A 14,713-nucleotide genomic window follows, 5' to 3' on the forward strand; every position below is an offset into this window, starting at 1 on the left:
ATGGCACGTTCCGTCTGGAAAGGCCCGTTCGTCGACGGGTATCTGCTGAATAAAGCTGAGGTATCCCGCGCGTCGGGTCGTAACGAAGTGATCAAGATCTGGTCTCGTCGTTCTACAATTCTTCCGCAGTTCGTCGGTCTGACGTTCGGTGTTTATAACGGTCAGAAGTTCCTGCCCGTACAGGTTACGGAAAACATGGTCGGACATAAGTTCGGCGAATTTTCCCCTACCCGTACATTCCACGGGCATGGCGCTGACAAGAAGTCTAAGCGGGGCTAAGCAGAGATGAGCAAGCCGAAGCATCCGCGCACACTCGCGGAAACAGAAGCGCAGGCAGTTACGCGCAACATCCGGGTTAGCCCCCGCAAGCTGAACCTTGTGGCCGGCCTGATCCGCAACAAGCCTGCTTCTCAGGCTGTTGCAACGTTGACGTTCTCTAAGCGCCGTATCGCTCAGGAAGTGAAAAAGACGCTGGAAAGCGCAATCGCTAACGCTGAAAACAATCACCAGCTGGACGTTGACCAGCTGGTGGTGAAAACAGCTGAAGTTGGAAAATCCATTGTCATGCGGCGTTTCCATGCCCGTGGCCGTGGGCGTTCTGCTCGCGTTGAAAAGTTTTTCAGTCACCTGAAGATTGTTGTAGCTGAACGGGCTGCTGAGCCTGAAGCAGCTTCTTCCGAACAGAAGGCGGCCTGAGGTATGGGACATAAAGTCAATCCAATCGGGCTGCGGCTCGGTATCAACCGCACGTGGGATAGCCGGTGGTATGCCGATTCCGACTATTCAAAGCTGCTTCATGAAGATCTGAAGCTGCGTGCATTCCTGCGCCGCAAGCTGGTTGGCGCTGGTGTGTCTCGTGTCGTTATCGAACGTCCGGCTAAAAAGCCCCGCGTTACCATTTATGCTGCCCGTCCGGGTGTTGTGATTGGTAAGAAGGGCCAGGACATCGATGCGCTCCGTAAAGAGCTGACACGTATGGCTGGCACGGAAGTTGCGCTGAACATTGTTGAAATCCGCAAGCCGGAAATCGATGCAACATTGGTTGCAGAAAACATTGCTCAGCAGCTGGAACGCCGCGTTGCTTTCCGTCGTGCAATGAAGCGTGCCGTGCAGTCTGCAATGCGTCTGGGCGCACAGGGCATTCGTATTAACTGCTCTGGTCGTCTTGGCGGTGCGGAAATCGCACGTATCGAATGGTATCGTGAAGGTCGTGTGCCTCTGCACACCCTGCGTGCTGATATCGATTATGGCACAGCCACAGCAAAGACCACCTATGGCACTTGCGGTGTAAAAGTCTGGATCTTCAAGGGCGAAATTCTTGCTCATGATCCGATGGCTCAGGATCGCCGGGCGGCCGAACAGGCTCCTCAGCGCTGAGGAGAGGGATAAAACAACATGCTTTCCCCGAAGCGGACAAAATTCCGTAAAGCCCACAAAGGCCGTATCCACGGCCTTGCTAAAAGTGGCACCACGTTGAACTTCGGTACGTTTGGACTGAAGGCTCTTCAGCCGGAACGTATTACGGCACGCCAGATTGAAGCCTCCCGTCGGGCTATCACACGTGCCATGAAACGTGCAGGTCGCGTCTGGATTCGTATTTTTCCTGACCTTCCGGTCTCGACAAAACCTGCAGAAGTGCGTATGGGCTCCGGTAAGGGTTCCCCCGAATTCTGGGTGGCCCGTGTGAAGCCAGGTCGCATTCTGTTCGAGATCGAAGGTGTGCCCCCTGAACTGGCGCGTGAAGCGTTGGCTCTGGGTGCAGCAAAACTGCCGATCAAGACCAAGTTTGTGACCCGAATTGGAGATGCGTGAGATGGTAAAGGCAACTAAGCCAGCCGATTTGCGCGCCAAGACTCCAGACGAGCTCGAAGCTCGTCTGGTTGAATTGAAGCGTGAGCAGCTTAATCTGCGTTTCCAGCAGGCCACGGGTCAGACTGAAGCGCAGAGCCGTATGCGTGCGGTGCGTCGTGAGATTGCACGAATCAAGACGATTGCAGTGCAAAATGCAAAGACTGCAGCAGGTGCAAAAACATCTGCTGCCAATGCCTGAGGAGAGTTAGCCGATGCCAAGGCGCGTCCTGACCGGGCGTGTGACCAGCGATAAGATGGACAAAACCATTACGGTTCTTGTTGATCGTCGCGTCATGCATCCGCTCTATAAGAAATTCATTCGTCGCTCTAAAAAATATGCGGCGCATGATGAAGAAAATATCTGCAAGGTTGGTGACTCCGTGCGGATTGTTGAATGTCCGCCTATTTCACGCCGCAAGACGTGGACTGTGATTTCCCGCAACGGCGAAGTCGTTGGTGCGGAAGCCGGTGCATCGGCCTAACGTAAGGATATTTAGGTTATGATCCATCCCGAGACCAACCTTGACGTAGCCGATAATTCCGGCGCACGTCAGGTGCAGTGCATCAAGGTGCTGGGCGGCTCCAAGCGGAAGTCCGCCTCGGTCGGCGACGTGATCGTCGTTTCCGTCAAAGAAGCTATCCCCCGCGGGAAAGTGAAGAAGGGCGACGTTCACCAGGCTGTTATTGTACGGACTTCCTATCCAGTCCGTCGGCCTGATGGTAGCGCTATCCGTTTCGATAAAAACGCAGCCGTGCTGATCAACAAGCAGCAGGAACCAATTGGTACGCGTATTTTTGGGCCGGTTGTGCGTGAATTGCGTGCGAAGAAGTTCATGAAGATCATCTCTCTTGCGCCGGAGGTGTTGTAATGGCTGCCCGTATTAAAAAAGGCGATACGGTTGTCGTCATCAGCGGTTCCTCCAAAGGAACGCAGGGAGAAGTTCTGGAGGTTCGTCCTTCCGAAAACCGTGCTGTTGTTCGTGGCGTGGCGCTGATTAAGCGCCATCAGCGTGCGCGCCGCATGGGTGAAGAAAGCGGGATTATTACCCGTGAAGCGCCCATTCACCTTTCTAACCTGAAGCTGATTGACCCGGCCTCTAAAAAGCCCACACGTGTTGGCTTCCGAGTGCTGGAAAACGGCAAAAAAGTTCGCATCGCTAAGGCGACCGGCGAAGCTATTGAAGGTTGAGGGGCTACGAATGAGTGCGAAACAGGAAGGTCGTTCTCTGCCGCGCTTTCAGCAGCGGTATGAAAGCGAACTGCGTGCCAACCTGCGCAAGCAGTTTGGTTACAAAAATGAAATGCAGGTGCCTCACCTTGAAAAAATCGTCCTGAACATGGGCGTGGGTGAAGCTGCTGGCGATCAGAAAAAGCTGGATGCTGCTGTTGCAGAAATGGCTCTTATTGCTGGTCAGAAGCCTGTTAAAACAGTGGCGAAGAAAGCTATCGCGGGCTTCAAGATCCGTGAAGGTCTGCCGATTGGCTGTAAGGTCACTCTGCGCCGTGCACGGATGTATGAATTCCTTGATCGTCTGGTAACCATTGCTATGCCACGCATCCGCGATTTCCGCGGTCTGCCGGCTACCAAAGGTTTTGACGGTCGTGGTAACTTTGCTCTGGGTCTGAAAGAACAGATCATCTTTCCTGAAATCGAATACGATAAGGTAGATGAAATCCGCGGCATGGACGTGGTGTTTGTTACCAGTGCAAAGACAGATGCAGAAGCCAAGGCCCTGCTTAAGGCGTTTGATCTTCCCTTCTTGGGGTGATACAGACCCTTCTGGGTGTTTTAATGTGTGATCTTGGAAAACCGTCGAAGGTTTTCGAAGGGTTCCGGAGGTAATTTGTATGGCTAAGACTTCTGCCATTCTGCGTAACGCAAAGCGCGCGCGCATGGCGGCACGGGATAAAGAGAAGCGGGTAGCTCTCAAAAATATCGTTATGGATCGTTCTCTTCCCGTGGAGGATCGGTTTGATGCGTCTTTGAAGTTGGCTGAACTGCCGCGCAATGGTTCGCGCGTGCGGGTTCGTCTGCGTTGCAAGCTGACAGGTCGTTCTCGCGGTAACTACCGTAAGTTTGAACTGTGCCGTATTGCTTTCCGTGATCTGGCATCTGAAGGCCAGATTCCGGGCGTGGTTAAAGCAAGCTGGTAAGGGCGCGAGATGTCACTTTCTGATCCTTTGGGTGATATGCTCACCCGTATTCGTAATGCTCAGCGTGCGCGTCACAATGCTTGTGTTGCTCCGGCTTCCAAGTTGCGCGTGAGTGTTCTGGAAGCTCTGCAGCGTGAAGGCTACATTCGTGGCTATAAGCGTGAAGATGTCCGTAAGGGTATTGCTCAGCTGCATATCGAGCTGAAATACACTGACGGTGAGCCGGTTATCCGCGAAATTCAGCGCGTTTCACGCCCTGGCCGTCGCGTATATTCCAAAATTAAGGAACTTCCTCGCGTTTGTGCAGGTCTGGGTGTTTCCATCCTTTCCACGCCGCGTGGTGTTCTTTCCGATGTTGAGGCTCGTGCTGCCAATGTTGGCGGTGAAGTCCTCTGCCGTGTTTTCTAAGGAGGGGTAAATGTCACGCGTAGGCAAGTATCCTGTTGAAGTGCCGGCAGGGGTAACCATCGCTATTGCAGATGGTGTTCTGAAGGCCAAAGGAAAGTTGGGGGAGCTGGCTCTGCCGCTTTCTTCACATGTTTCCGTTGATGTGCAGGATGGTAAGGTTGTTGTGCAGCCAGTGGGCACCGCTGCTCAGGCTCGCATGATGTGGGGCACAACTCGTGCTCTGATCGCAACGGCTGTTAAAGGGGTTTCGGAAGGTTTTTCCAAAGCTCTGGAAATTAACGGCACAGGTTACCGTGCAGCTGTGCAGGGTTCCAATCTGGTGATGAACCTTGGGTTCTCCCATGATGTTGTGTATCCGATTCCTGCAGGCATCAAGATTTCTACGCCGCGTCCGACGGCTATTGTGGTGGAAGGGATCGATAAGCAGCGGGTTGGCCAGGTGGCCCTTGATATCCGCAGCTTCCGTAAGCCTGAACCTTACAAGGGCAAAGGTGTTCGGTACGAAACGGAAACCATTCGTCGTAAGGAAGGCAAGAAGAAATAATGAGCACTCAGCAGGAATTGCGGAACCGCCGTCGGGCGCGTCTCCGTTTTCAGCTGCGCCGCAAGGCAGGTGGGCGCCCGCGTCTGTCTGTTTTCCGGTCTGGCAAGAACATTTATGCTCAGGTGATCGACGATGCGCAGGGCCGTACTCTGGCCTCAGCGTCCTCCTTGGATAAGGAGCTGCAGGCGGATCTGAAAAAAGGTTCCACGCAGGAAAGCGCTGGCGCTGTCGGTAAGCTGGTTGCACAGCGCGCCGTTGCTGCAGGTGTATCTCAGGTCGTGTTCGACAGGGGGTCTTATCTTTATCACGGGCGCGTCAAGGCCCTGGCAGAGGCGGCCCGTGAGGGCGGTCTCTCCTTCTGAGGAAAGGATCACGGAATGGCTCGTGAACCAAGAGAAGGCGGTCGAGGCGGCCGTGAGCGTGAACGCGAAGGGGATGAACTGGTCGACAAACTGGTAACCATCAATCGCGTTGCGAAAGTGGTTAAGGGTGGTCGTCGGTTTGCTTTCGCCGCTCTGGTTGTTGTTGGTGACCAGAAGGGGCGTGTTGGCTACGGTGCTGGTAAGGCACGCGAAGTTCCTGAAGCAATTCGTAAGGCTACGGAGCGTGCTAAGCGTGGCATGATCCGTGTCCCGATGAAGGAAGGCCGTACACTGCATCATGATGTTGCTGGTCACTTCGGTGCTGGTAAGGTTGTGCTGCGGTCAGCCGAAGCAGGGACGGGGATCATCGCTGGTGGTCCGATGCGTGCTGTGTTCGAAAGCCTTGGCATTAACGATGTGGTTGCGAAGTCTCTGGGTACCCGGAACCCGCACAACATGGTTAAGGCAACTTTTGATGCACTGACACGTTGTGCAAGTCCACGTTCTGTAGCTAGCCGTCGCGGTAAGAAGGTTGCTGAAATCTTCGGTAAGCGTGAACAGGCTGCTGCTGCGGAGGCCGCTGATGTCTGATAAAAAAACCTTTAAGGTTGTGCAGATTGCGTCCGGTAACGGACGTAAGCCTGGGCAGCAGGCAACTTTGATCGGTCTGGGTCTGAACAAGATTGGCCGTGAACGCGTTCTGGAAGATACTCCGTCTGTCCGGGGTATGGTACGCAAAGTGGCCCACCTGGTGAAGGTGGAGGATTGAAATGAAGCTGAACGAACTTCGTGATAACGAAGGTTCCCGTTACCGGAAAAAGCGTCTTGGGCGCGGTATTGGTTCTGGTAAGGGCAAGACGTCTGGTAGGGGTGTAAAAGGCCAGAAGGCTCGTGAAGGGGTTTCTCTGAACGGGTTTGAAGGTGGTCAGCTTCCCATCTACCGTCGTCTGCCGAAGCGTGGCTTCAAAAACATCTTCCGCAAGGTTTATGCTCCTGTAAACCTTGGCGCGGTGGAAAAAGCCTTGGCTGATGGCAAACTTGCAGCAGGCGCACCTGTTACTGAAGAAGCTTTGAAAAAAGCTGGTCTGGTTGGCACTGGCAAATATGCTGGCGTGCGCATTCTGGCCGAAGGTGAGCTGACAAAAGCTGTTACGTTTGAAGTCTCTAGTGCATCAGCTTCTGCTGTTGCAGCAGTAGAAAAAGCCGGAGGTAGCGTTAAGCTGCTGCAGCCTAAAGCTGCTGAAGCCAGCGCTTCCTGATGTTGCAAAAAGGAGAGCAGTGTTCGCACTGTTCTCCTTTCTTGTTCCTTCTCAGAATGTTGTCTGAATTTTTCAGGCGATTGTGCCAGCGTCTCCACAGCCGTGGTGGCGCTGTTTGTATGAAAGGACGGATGCATGGCTTCCGCGGCCGAACAACTGGCTGCCAACTTTAATGTCGGCTCTTTTGCCAAAGCGACAGAACTGAAGAAGCGAATCTGGTTTACGCTAGGTGCGCTGATTGTTTACCGCTTGGGCACATACATCCCGGTTCCGGGGGTAGATGCCACAGTTATGGGGCAGCTTCTGGCGCAGCATCAGGGTGGCATTCTGGGCATGTTCAACATGTTCACGGGGGGTGCGCTTGGGCGTATGACCGTGTTCGCACTGAACATCATGCCATATATCTCTGCGTCTATTATTGTGCAGCTTATGTCTACTGCTGTGCCTTCTCTTGAGGCTCTCAAGAAGGAAGGTGAACAGGGGCGTAAAAAGCTTAACCAGTACACACGTTACCTCACTGTTCTTATCGCGCTGTTTCAGGCGTATGGGATAGCTGTCGGGCTGGAGAACGTGCATAGCGCTGCTGGCGCTGCTGTTGTTCATCCGGGCATGTTCTTTTTGCTTTCATGCGTCACCACGCTTGTTGGCGGAACCATGTTTCTGATGTGGCTGGGTGAGCAGATTACCGCGCGTGGCGTGGGGAATGGCATTTCGCTCATTATCTTTGCTGGTATTGTGGCCAACCTGCCGCATGCGCTGGCAAGCCTCTTTCAGCTTGGTTACACGGGTGCACTTTCGCCGTTCTTCGTGTTGCTTTTCTTGGTTCTTGCAGCGCTTACCATCATGTTCATTGTGTTTATGGAACAGGCGCAGCGCCGGGTTGTCATCCAGTATCCCAAGCGCCAGATGGGGCAGCGGATGTTTGGGGGTGACACAACCCATATGCCACTGAAAGTGAATACGGCGGGCGTTATCCCACCGATTTTTGCCTCTTCAGTGCTGCTGATTCCGGTTACGATTGCTGGCTTTATGAATGGCAAATCACTGCCGGGCTGGCTTTCATTTCTGGGGCAGGAGCTTGGGCAGGGGCAGCCGCTGTATATGCTGTTCTATGCTGCCATGATCGTGTTTTTCTCATATTTCTATGCGGCCGTTACTTTCAACCCGACGGAAACAGCCGATAATCTGAGAAAGCAGGGTGGGTTTATTCCTGGTGTGCGCCCTGGTGCGTCTACGGCGTCATACTTTGATAAAATTCTTACCCGTCTGACCACGATTGGTGCAGCGTATATGGTGGCAGTCTGTCTGTTGCCTCAGATCCTGATCAGCCACTACAACGTGCCGTTCTATTTTGGCGGAACGAGTCTGATTATTATTGTGTCTGTAACTATTGATACGGTCACACAAATTCAGTCTCATTTGGTGGCGCACCAGTATCAGGGGCTTATGCGTAAATCACGCGGCGGCAGGAAGCAGAGGATCATCAGACGATGAATATTATTTTTCTGGGCCCTCCCGGCGCGGGAAAAGGTACGCAGTCCAAACTTCTTGAAGAGCGGTATGGACTGATTCAGATTTCTACAGGTGACATGCTGCGCGCAGAAGTGGCCAAGGGATCTGAAACAGGTAAGCAGGCAAAAGCTCTGATGGACGCCGGGAAACTGGTGCCGGATGAGCTGATTATTGCAATGCTGAAAAGCCGGATTGCGCAGGCAGATTGCCAGAATGGTTTTATTCTGGATGGTTTTCCGCGCACGCTGGCGCAGGCTGAAGAGCTGGACAGCATGCTGTCTTCTGATGGGAAGAAGATCGACACCGTTCTCTTCCTGGATGTGGATGAAGAAATTCTGGCAGATCGGATTTCCGGTCGCTTTACGTGTGGCAACTGCGGCAAGACGTACAACGAGGTCTCTAACCCACCTAAGGTGGATGGGGTCTGTGATTCTTGCGGCAGCCATGAGTTCAAGCGCCGGGCGGATGATAAGCGGGAAACCGTTGTTGAACGGCTGAAAGAGTACCGGAAACTGACAGCTCCGATTCTGCCGTTTTATGAAAAAACCGGACGGCTGCACAAAATTAACGGCATGCTGTCGGCCTCTGAAGTGACAGGCGAAATCGAAGATGCGCTTGCCAGCGAGGGGCTGATCACGAAAAAGTGATCCGTTTTCGTTGACTTGTGGCGGTGGCCGGTATATTTCGCGGCCACCAAGTGAAATCTGCCCCAAGGGCTATGAGCGTTCGTGGTTAAGGCGGGCGAACAGGAGTATAAGGCGTGGCACGTATTGCCGGCGTGAATGTCCCGACCAACAAACGGGTTGTTATCGGGCTTCAGTATATTTACGGGATTGGCGCAACTAAGGCTGTTGAAATCTGCAAGGCTCTGGAAATTCCGGAAGCAAAGCGGGTTAACGAGCTGAGCGATGACGAAATCCTGAAGCTGCGTGAACTGATCGACAGCAAGTATCGCGTTGAAGGCGATCTGCGTCGTGAAATCGCAATGAACATCAAGCGTCTGATGGATCTGGGCTGCTACCGCGGTCTGCGTCATCGTCGCGGTCTGCCTGTGCACGGTCAGCGCACACACACCAATGCCCGCACGCGCAAGGGCAAGGCTGTGGCGATTGCAGGCAAGAAAAAAGCAACGCGCTAATCCAACTGGTTAGGATGTCTAACCCTGCTGCGGCAGGCTCTGGGCAGGGACTGAGGTAGAAAAGACATGGCGAAAGCCGCAACTCCGCGTATTCGCAAAAAAGAGCGTAAGAACATTATTTCTGGCGTGGCGCATGTGCTCTCCACGTTCAACAACACCATGATCACCATCTCTGATGCACAGGGGAATGCCATTTCTTGGTCTTCCGCTGGCGCACAGGGATTTAAGGGGTCTCGGAAATCTACGCCTTATGCGGCGCAGGTTGCGGCGGAAGACGCAGGTCGCAAGGCTCGCGAACATGGTATGGAAACTCTGGAAATCGAAGTTTCCGGTCCTGGGTCAGGGCGTGAAAGCGCACTGCGTGCTTTGCAGGCTGTTGGTTTCACCATCACCTCCATCCGCGATATGACGCCGGTTCCGCACAATGGCTGCCGCCCGCGTAAGCGTCGCCGCGTCTAAGTCCTGAGCAGGAAGGCAGCTTATCAATTAGGCTGTCTTCCGGTTGTTGTGTCCACTTCAGAGAAATCGCTGCGATTGCAGTGGTTTTTCGTATTGAAAGGCCGGTACCTTGGTCCTTCAGAAAAACTGGCAATCTCTGATCAAGCCTGAAAAGCTTGAGGTCGAATCCGGTGTGGAGCCAGCACGCATCGCAACCGTGGTTGCAGAACCTCTGGAACGCGGGTTCGGGATGACACTGGGGAATGCGCTGCGGCGTGTTCTGCTGTCCTCGCTTCAGGGTGCGGCTGTTACTGCTGTGCAGATTGACGGCGTGCTGCATGAGTTCTCGTCTGTTGCAGGCGTTCGGGAAGATGTCACGGACATCGTGCTGAACATCAAGCAGCTGGCACTGCGTATGCATGGCGAAGGGCCAAAGCGTATGATGCTGACGGCCACAGGCCCCGGCGAAGTGCGTGCCCGTCAGATCCAGACCGGCCATGATATCGAGATCATGAACCCCGATCTTGTTATCTGCACGCTGGACGATGGCGTTAAGCTGGGCATGGAATTTATTGTAAACATGGGTAAAGGCTATGTGCCTGCCGCGGCTAACCGCCCGGAAGATGCACCAATTGGCCTGATTCCGGTGGATGCAATTTATTCCCCCGTAAAGCGCGTGTCTTATAAAGTTGAGCCTACCCGCGTTGGGCAGGTGACCGATTATGATAAGCTGCTGCTGACGGTTGAAACCAATGGCGCTGTAACGCCTGAAGATGCTGTGGCTCTGGCTGCACGTATTCTGCAGGATCAGCTCCAGCTGTTCATCAACTTTGATGAACCGCGCCCTGTGCAGGCTGAAGAGCCTGAAGATGATCTGCCGTTCAACCGTAATCTGCTGCGTAAGGTGGATGAGCTTGAACTGTCTGTTCGTAGTGCAAACTGCCTGAAGAACGACAACATCATCTACATTGGGGATCTGGTGCAGAAGAGCGAGCAGGAAATGCTCCGTACTCCGAACTTTGGCCGGAAATCCCTGAACGAAATCAAGGAAGTTCTCACTTCTATGGGGCTGTCCTTGGGTATGAATGTGCCGGCTTGGCCGCCGGAAAATATTGAAGAGCTGGCAAAGCGGCTTGATGAGCCGTTTTGATCTGACTTTTCACACAGTACGTAGGAACTGAACTATGCGTCACGGGATTGCCGGCAGAAAGCTCGGCGTTACTTCTTCTCACCGCGCAGCCATGTTTCGCAATATGGCTGTTGCACTGATCAAACACGAACAGATCACCACCACGCTGCCTAAAGCTAAGGAACTGCGTCCGGTTGTTGAAAAGCTGATTACGCTGGGCAAGCGGGGCGACCTGCATGCACGCCGTCAGGCTTTTGCCGTGCTGCGTGATGATGTGATCGTGAAAAAGCTGTTTGCTGCTATTGCAGAACGCTACAAGGCTCGTAATGGCGGTTATACGCGCGTTCTGCGTGCTGGCGTGCGTTATGGCGATGCCGCACCTATGGCTGTTATCGAACTGGTTGATCGCGATGTTTCTGCCAAAGGGCAGGACAGCGGCCCACGTCCGGAAGCAGAAGAAAAGCAGGATCTGGCTGCATAAGCCACTCATCCGGTTTTTAGAAAAAGGCTGGCTCAGAAATGGGCTGGCCTTTTTTTATGCGTTTATGACTCCGTTAGTGGTGCGATTTTATATCGTGAAATTGGTTGGAAAATTTACACCATTTCTACTTGCTATATTGACAATATAGCCTTGTAGCACGTTAGTAATTGCAAAATGAACGGCGCAAACAAACACGGTGGCATTATGAGGCGAGTTTTTCTGCGGATCATGCTGGTGATCAGCCTGCTTTTTGTAGGGCTGACACAGCAGGCACGGGCCGGAACCCCGGTGCGTATTGGATATATTCCTGTTCTGGGGTCATCCGCCCTGTTTGTTCTGGATGGTGAGGGCTGGGCCAAGCAGGCCGGGTTAGACTTGCAGCTTGTGCGCTTTGGTTCTGGCCCTCAGGCTATTCAGGCCTTGGTATCCGGGCGGATTGATGCCTACGTGGCAGGTGTGTTGCCGTTGCTGCAGGCCCGTGCGCATGGTGTGGATGTTAAGGTTGTAGCTTCTGGCTCGGTTGAAGAACTGGAGCTGGTGGCCCGTGGTCCACTGGCGCAAATGGTGCCAGAAGGGCAGGAAGGCGGCCTTTCTGCTCAGGTCATTAAGGATGGCTTTGCCAAGTTCAAGCAGGAGCAGGGCCATCTGCCGCGTGTTGCTGCACAGCCAGCCGGTTCTGTGCCGGATATCATGCTGCGTTACTGGCTGCAAAAACGCCTTGATATTGCGCAGCCTGCCTCTGTTATCAACATTGCCGGTGTAGATATTGATGCCGCACAGCAGGCTTTTCTGGCTGGCGCGGTAGATGCCGCTGTGTTGCGCGAACCTTCTTTAACCGTTGTTAAAACCCGCATTCCAGATGCACGTATTCTGGCCACCGGGCATGATATGCTGCCAGATCAGCCGGGTTCTGTTCTGGCTATTGTAAAGCCAACAGAAGTGCCTTGGGCAAAAACACTCACAGGCCTGTTTGTTAAAGCCAACACCTTGGTGGCCCAGCACCCGGATGAAGCCGCTCCTTTTGTGCGCACGGCACTTGGTGGCGGTATGCTGAAGGAAGAAGTGTTGCAGAAAGCCCTTACGCGCTCTGCCCAGCATTTTGTGAGCGATCCTGCGCGTATTGTAGAAGGCGTGCGCCAGTTGCAGGATTTTGAGGTTGAACAGGGGCTTTTGCGCAAAGCCGAGCCAGTGGATGGCCTGTTTGATCTGGAGATGTGGAAGCAGAGCCAGCAGTGAGGGATAAAGTTTCGTTTTCAACAAAATGGGCGTTAGGTCTTATCGGGCTTATCGTCTTTTTTGGAGGGTGGGAGGCAGCAATCCGCACAGGGTTGCTGCCTTCTGGTATGGTGCCTGCTCCCAGTTCACTTGGGCCAGCCTGGCTGGATGAAGTGCGCGGGGGTTTTTGGCAACAGGCCATTCTGGATAGTCTGCATCATTATCTGTTGGGCCTGCTTATTGGTTCCGTGCTGGGGGCTGGCTTAGGCATTCTGTGCGGCATGGTGGCCGTTGTGGATGGCTTGCTGGAAGGTATTGTCCGGCTGCTGCGGCCTGTGCCGGGCTTGGCATGGGTGCCTTTTGCCATTTTGTGGTTTGGTCTGAACACATCTGGCGCCACGTTTGTCATCGCCATTTCAGTTTTCTGGATCAACTTTTACGCGGCGCATAGTGCCGTGCGCGGGGTAGACCCGGAGTTGTATGAACTGGCAGCCGCTTTTGGGCATGGTGGCTTTTTTGGCCGCTTGTTCAAAGTGGTGCTGCCTGCGGCTTCTCCCGGCCTTATGTCTGGTCTACGCACAGGGCTGGGGCAGGGCTGGATGTCTGTTGTGGCGGCGGAACTGTTTGGTGTTCCCGGTATTGGTGCGCGAATGATGCAGGCCTCCAGCTTGCTGGCAACCGATGTTGTGGTTGTTTACATGCTCACCATGGCGCTGCTTTATGCGGTAACCGATTTTCTGTTCGGGTTTGTAAGAAAGCGCGTGCTGAGGTGGCAACCATGAGTGCAAAACATAGCGTTGCCAGCTTGGATAATGTTGGCCTCTCGCATGATGGTGGGGCCAATTTTGTACTGCGCAATGTCAGCCTGACCTTGGAGCAGGGGGAGTTTGTTGCGCTTTTAGGCCCATCGGGTGTGGGTAAATCCACGCTTTTGCGCGTGTTTATGGGGTTGATGCAGCCTACAGAAGGCACGGTAGGAGGTTCGGCCTGCACAACAGATGCAGAGGAAACAGGCACCAAACGGCGCAGGCGTGCCTTGGTGTTTCAGGATGCGCGGCTTATGCCGTGGCGCTCTGTGCTGAAAAATGTTGAGTTCGGGCTGGAAGGCTTGGGCCTGACGCGTGAAGAAAAGCGTACCCGCGCCATGGATGCGCTCAAGCTGGTAGGGCTGGAGGAAGCTGCAGACCGGTGGCCGCGCCGTATGTCCGGCGGCCAGCGCCAGCGTGTGGGGGTTGCCCGTGCTTTTACGGTAAACCCTGATCTGCTGTTGATGGATGAGCCTTTTGGCGCGCTGGACCCCATTACACGCAGCAGCCTGCAGGAAGAGCTCCAGCGTATCTGGCAGCAAACACATAAAACCGTGCTGTTTGTTACGCATGATATTGAGGAAGCCTTGCGCCTAGCAACACGTGTGGTGGTGCTGGCAGGTGGTCCACCAGCAGGCATTACGGGTGAAATTGCCATTACGATGGATGAACGGAACCCCGAAAGCACGGTTTTTAGAACCTATGCCGCCCGTTTGCGGGCCATGATTGCGGGGGAAAAAGACCCCGGTGGCGCTCCGTACTGGCGTTCTGCTGAAATTTAGTTGAAAAGCATATAAATAAACATAACACGGCATCCTTTGCGGGGTGTCGTGCGTTCACATGCAACAAAACGGGGAGACATCGCATGAGCGATGACAACACAAAGGATTACGCGCTGGAAGAAGGTATTGGCCGTGTTCAGGATGGTGCGGAAGGCTTGTTCAGCCAGCTCCCCAGTTATGATGAAATGAATCCGGGCAAGCGTTGCGCTGCAACAGAAGCAGTGAAAGATGTGGTGATTGACCGGCCATTCCTGATCCTGCCGGTTGTGGGGATTTTCAGCTTTATTGTTGGTGGCCTGCTGCGTCGGCGACGCTGAGGTTTTTTGATAGACGTCTTTCAGTCAGAAAAACTCTGCCTGAGAGTATGAAGGAGATGATTACATGCTGAAGCTGGCACTGTTTTTTCTGGTTATTTCCCTTATTGCAGGGCTGTTCGGTTTTGGCGGCATTTCCACTGCAGCTGCGGGAATGGCAAAAATCCTGTTCTTTATTGCAATTATTCTTTTTGTTGTTTTCCTGGTGGTGGCCTTGCTGGCTGGGCGCGCCATTACAAAATAACCGCTCTGGAATAATTAGAGCATGAAAAAACCCCCGGTCTGAAAAGGCCGGGGGTTTTTGTTTGTGCTGCAGAGCT

Annotated in this window: 27 protein-coding genes; all 27 read left to right on the plus strand. The window is 53.7% G+C overall.

Annotated features, from left to right (window positions below):
- The 27 genes from rpsS to APA10_RS14805 all read left to right on the plus strand — a co-directional run bounded on the left by rpsS (window position 1) and on the right by APA10_RS14805 (window position 14,637).
- Window positions 1-279 (plus strand): 30S ribosomal protein S19, encoded by a 279-nt coding sequence (gene rpsS / locus APA10_RS12925; protein WP_012812769.1) that lies wholly within the window; start codon window positions 1-3, stop codon window positions 277-279.
- Between the two features lie 6 nt (window positions 280-285).
- On the plus strand, window positions 286-696 hold the full coding sequence (rplV, locus tag APA10_RS12930; protein ID WP_003622713.1) for a 50S ribosomal protein L22: 411 nt from the start codon (window positions 286-288) through the stop codon (window positions 694-696).
- A 3-nt stretch (window positions 697-699) separates the two neighbouring features.
- Window positions 700-1,377 (plus strand): 30S ribosomal protein S3, encoded by a 678-nt coding sequence (gene rpsC, locus APA10_RS12935; RefSeq protein ID WP_003622715.1) that lies wholly within the window; start codon window positions 700-702, stop codon window positions 1,375-1,377.
- A gap of 18 nt (window positions 1,378-1,395) precedes the next feature.
- Window positions 1,396-1,812, plus strand: a complete 417-nt coding sequence (gene rplP, locus APA10_RS12940; RefSeq protein ID WP_003622718.1) for a 50S ribosomal protein L16 — start codon at window positions 1,396-1,398, stop codon at window positions 1,810-1,812.
- Between the two features lies 1 nt (window position 1,813).
- Window positions 1,814-2,050 carry a 50S ribosomal protein L29 gene (rpmC, locus tag APA10_RS12945; RefSeq protein ID WP_003622719.1) on the plus strand — a complete coding sequence of 79 codons (237 nt, stop codon included), beginning with the start codon at window positions 1,814-1,816 and terminating at the stop codon, window positions 2,048-2,050.
- A 13-nt stretch (window positions 2,051-2,063) separates the two neighbouring features.
- Window positions 2,064-2,333, plus strand: a complete 270-nt coding sequence (gene rpsQ / locus APA10_RS12950) for a 30S ribosomal protein S17 (RefSeq protein WP_006116046.1) — start codon at window positions 2,064-2,066, stop codon at window positions 2,331-2,333.
- Window positions 2,334-2,351: 18 nt separating this feature from the next.
- Window positions 2,352-2,720 (plus strand): 50S ribosomal protein L14, encoded by a 369-nt coding sequence (gene rplN / locus APA10_RS12955; RefSeq protein WP_012812770.1) that lies wholly within the window; start codon window positions 2,352-2,354, stop codon window positions 2,718-2,720.
- A complete protein-coding gene (gene rplX, locus APA10_RS12960) occupies window positions 2,720-3,040 on the plus strand; it encodes a 50S ribosomal protein L24 (RefSeq protein WP_003622726.1) in 321 nt (106 codons plus the stop codon). The genes rplN and rplX overlap by 1 nt, the downstream gene beginning before the upstream one ends.
- A 10-nt stretch (window positions 3,041-3,050) precedes the next feature.
- Window positions 3,051-3,620, plus strand: a complete 570-nt coding sequence (rplE, locus tag APA10_RS12965; protein ID WP_003622727.1) for a 50S ribosomal protein L5 — start codon at window positions 3,051-3,053, stop codon at window positions 3,618-3,620.
- A 79-nt stretch (window positions 3,621-3,699) separates the two neighbouring features.
- On the plus strand, window positions 3,700-4,005 hold the full coding sequence (gene rpsN / locus APA10_RS12970; RefSeq protein WP_003622728.1) for a 30S ribosomal protein S14: 306 nt from the start codon (window positions 3,700-3,702) through the stop codon (window positions 4,003-4,005).
- Window positions 4,006-4,014: 9 nt separating this feature from the next.
- Entirely contained in the window at window positions 4,015-4,413 is a 399-nt protein-coding gene (gene rpsH, locus APA10_RS12975; RefSeq protein WP_003622730.1) for a 30S ribosomal protein S8, read from the plus strand.
- A 10-nt stretch (window positions 4,414-4,423) separates the two neighbouring features.
- Window positions 4,424-4,957 carry a 50S ribosomal protein L6 gene (gene rplF, locus APA10_RS12980; RefSeq protein ID WP_003622732.1) on the plus strand — a complete coding sequence of 178 codons (534 nt, stop codon included), beginning with the start codon at window positions 4,424-4,426 and terminating at the stop codon, window positions 4,955-4,957.
- A complete protein-coding gene (rplR, locus tag APA10_RS12985) occupies window positions 4,957-5,319 on the plus strand; it encodes a 50S ribosomal protein L18 (RefSeq protein ID WP_003622734.1) in 363 nt (120 codons plus the stop codon). Before rplF ends, rplR begins: the two co-directional genes overlap by 1 nt.
- 15 nt (window positions 5,320-5,334) lie before the next feature.
- Complete coding sequence (gene rpsE, locus APA10_RS12990; protein WP_003622736.1) at window positions 5,335-5,910, plus strand: 30S ribosomal protein S5; 576 nt, start codon at window positions 5,335-5,337, stop codon at window positions 5,908-5,910.
- Window positions 5,903-6,088, plus strand: coding sequence for a 50S ribosomal protein L30 (gene rpmD / locus APA10_RS12995; protein ID WP_003622738.1), 186 nt, complete (start codon window positions 5,903-5,905; stop codon window positions 6,086-6,088). Before rpsE ends, rpmD begins: the two co-directional genes overlap by 8 nt.
- 1 nt (window position 6,089) lies before the next feature.
- A complete protein-coding gene (gene rplO, locus APA10_RS13000) occupies window positions 6,090-6,578 on the plus strand; it encodes a 50S ribosomal protein L15 (RefSeq protein ID WP_003628216.1) in 489 nt (162 codons plus the stop codon).
- A gap of 135 nt (window positions 6,579-6,713) precedes the next feature.
- Window positions 6,714-8,072, plus strand: a complete 1,359-nt coding sequence (gene secY, locus APA10_RS13005) for a preprotein translocase subunit SecY (protein ID WP_003628215.1) — start codon at window positions 6,714-6,716, stop codon at window positions 8,070-8,072.
- Window positions 8,069-8,737 (plus strand): adenylate kinase, encoded by a 669-nt coding sequence (locus tag APA10_RS13010; protein WP_003628214.1) that lies wholly within the window; start codon window positions 8,069-8,071, stop codon window positions 8,735-8,737. The genes secY and APA10_RS13010 overlap by 4 nt, the downstream gene beginning before the upstream one ends.
- 113 nt (window positions 8,738-8,850) lie before the next feature.
- Window positions 8,851-9,228, plus strand: a complete 378-nt coding sequence (rpsM, locus tag APA10_RS13015; RefSeq protein WP_003622748.1) for a 30S ribosomal protein S13 — start codon at window positions 8,851-8,853, stop codon at window positions 9,226-9,228.
- A 66-nt stretch (window positions 9,229-9,294) separates the two neighbouring features.
- A complete protein-coding gene (gene rpsK / locus APA10_RS13020; protein WP_003622750.1) occupies window positions 9,295-9,687 on the plus strand; it encodes a 30S ribosomal protein S11 in 393 nt (130 codons plus the stop codon).
- 109 nt (window positions 9,688-9,796) lie between these two features.
- Window positions 9,797-10,816 (plus strand): DNA-directed RNA polymerase subunit alpha, encoded by a 1,020-nt coding sequence (locus APA10_RS13025; protein WP_003622752.1) that lies wholly within the window; start codon window positions 9,797-9,799, stop codon window positions 10,814-10,816.
- Window positions 10,817-10,850: 34 nt separating this feature from the next.
- A complete protein-coding gene (rplQ, locus tag APA10_RS13030) occupies window positions 10,851-11,276 on the plus strand; it encodes a 50S ribosomal protein L17 (protein WP_012812772.1) in 426 nt (141 codons plus the stop codon).
- A 174-nt stretch (window positions 11,277-11,450) separates the two neighbouring features.
- Window positions 11,451-12,512 (plus strand): ABC transporter substrate-binding protein, encoded by a 1,062-nt coding sequence (locus APA10_RS13035; RefSeq protein ID WP_003628213.1) that lies wholly within the window; start codon window positions 11,451-11,453, stop codon window positions 12,510-12,512.
- The gene (locus APA10_RS13040) at window positions 12,509-13,273 is read left to right on the plus strand and encodes an ABC transporter permease (protein WP_003628212.1); all 765 of its coding nucleotides are present in this window, start codon (window positions 12,509-12,511) and stop codon (window positions 13,271-13,273) included. Before APA10_RS13035 ends, APA10_RS13040 begins: the two co-directional genes overlap by 4 nt.
- A complete protein-coding gene (locus tag APA10_RS13045; protein WP_080587182.1) occupies window positions 13,261-14,079 on the plus strand; it encodes an ABC transporter ATP-binding protein in 819 nt (272 codons plus the stop codon). Before APA10_RS13040 ends, APA10_RS13045 begins: the two co-directional genes overlap by 13 nt.
- 83 nt (window positions 14,080-14,162) lie before the next feature.
- Window positions 14,163-14,396 carry a hypothetical protein gene (locus APA10_RS13050; RefSeq protein ID WP_003622764.1) on the plus strand — a complete coding sequence of 78 codons (234 nt, stop codon included), beginning with the start codon at window positions 14,163-14,165 and terminating at the stop codon, window positions 14,394-14,396.
- A gap of 64 nt (window positions 14,397-14,460) precedes the next feature.
- Window positions 14,461-14,637, plus strand: coding sequence for a DUF1328 domain-containing protein (locus tag APA10_RS14805; RefSeq protein ID WP_003622765.1), 177 nt, complete (start codon window positions 14,461-14,463; stop codon window positions 14,635-14,637).
- Window positions 14,638-14,713 lie beyond the last annotated feature (76 nt).

Source organism: Acetobacter pasteurianus subsp. pasteurianus LMG 1262 = NBRC 106471 (genome assembly GCF_000285275.1).
GTDB classification, from domain to species: domain Bacteria; phylum Pseudomonadota; class Alphaproteobacteria; order Acetobacterales; family Acetobacteraceae; genus Acetobacter; species Acetobacter pasteurianus.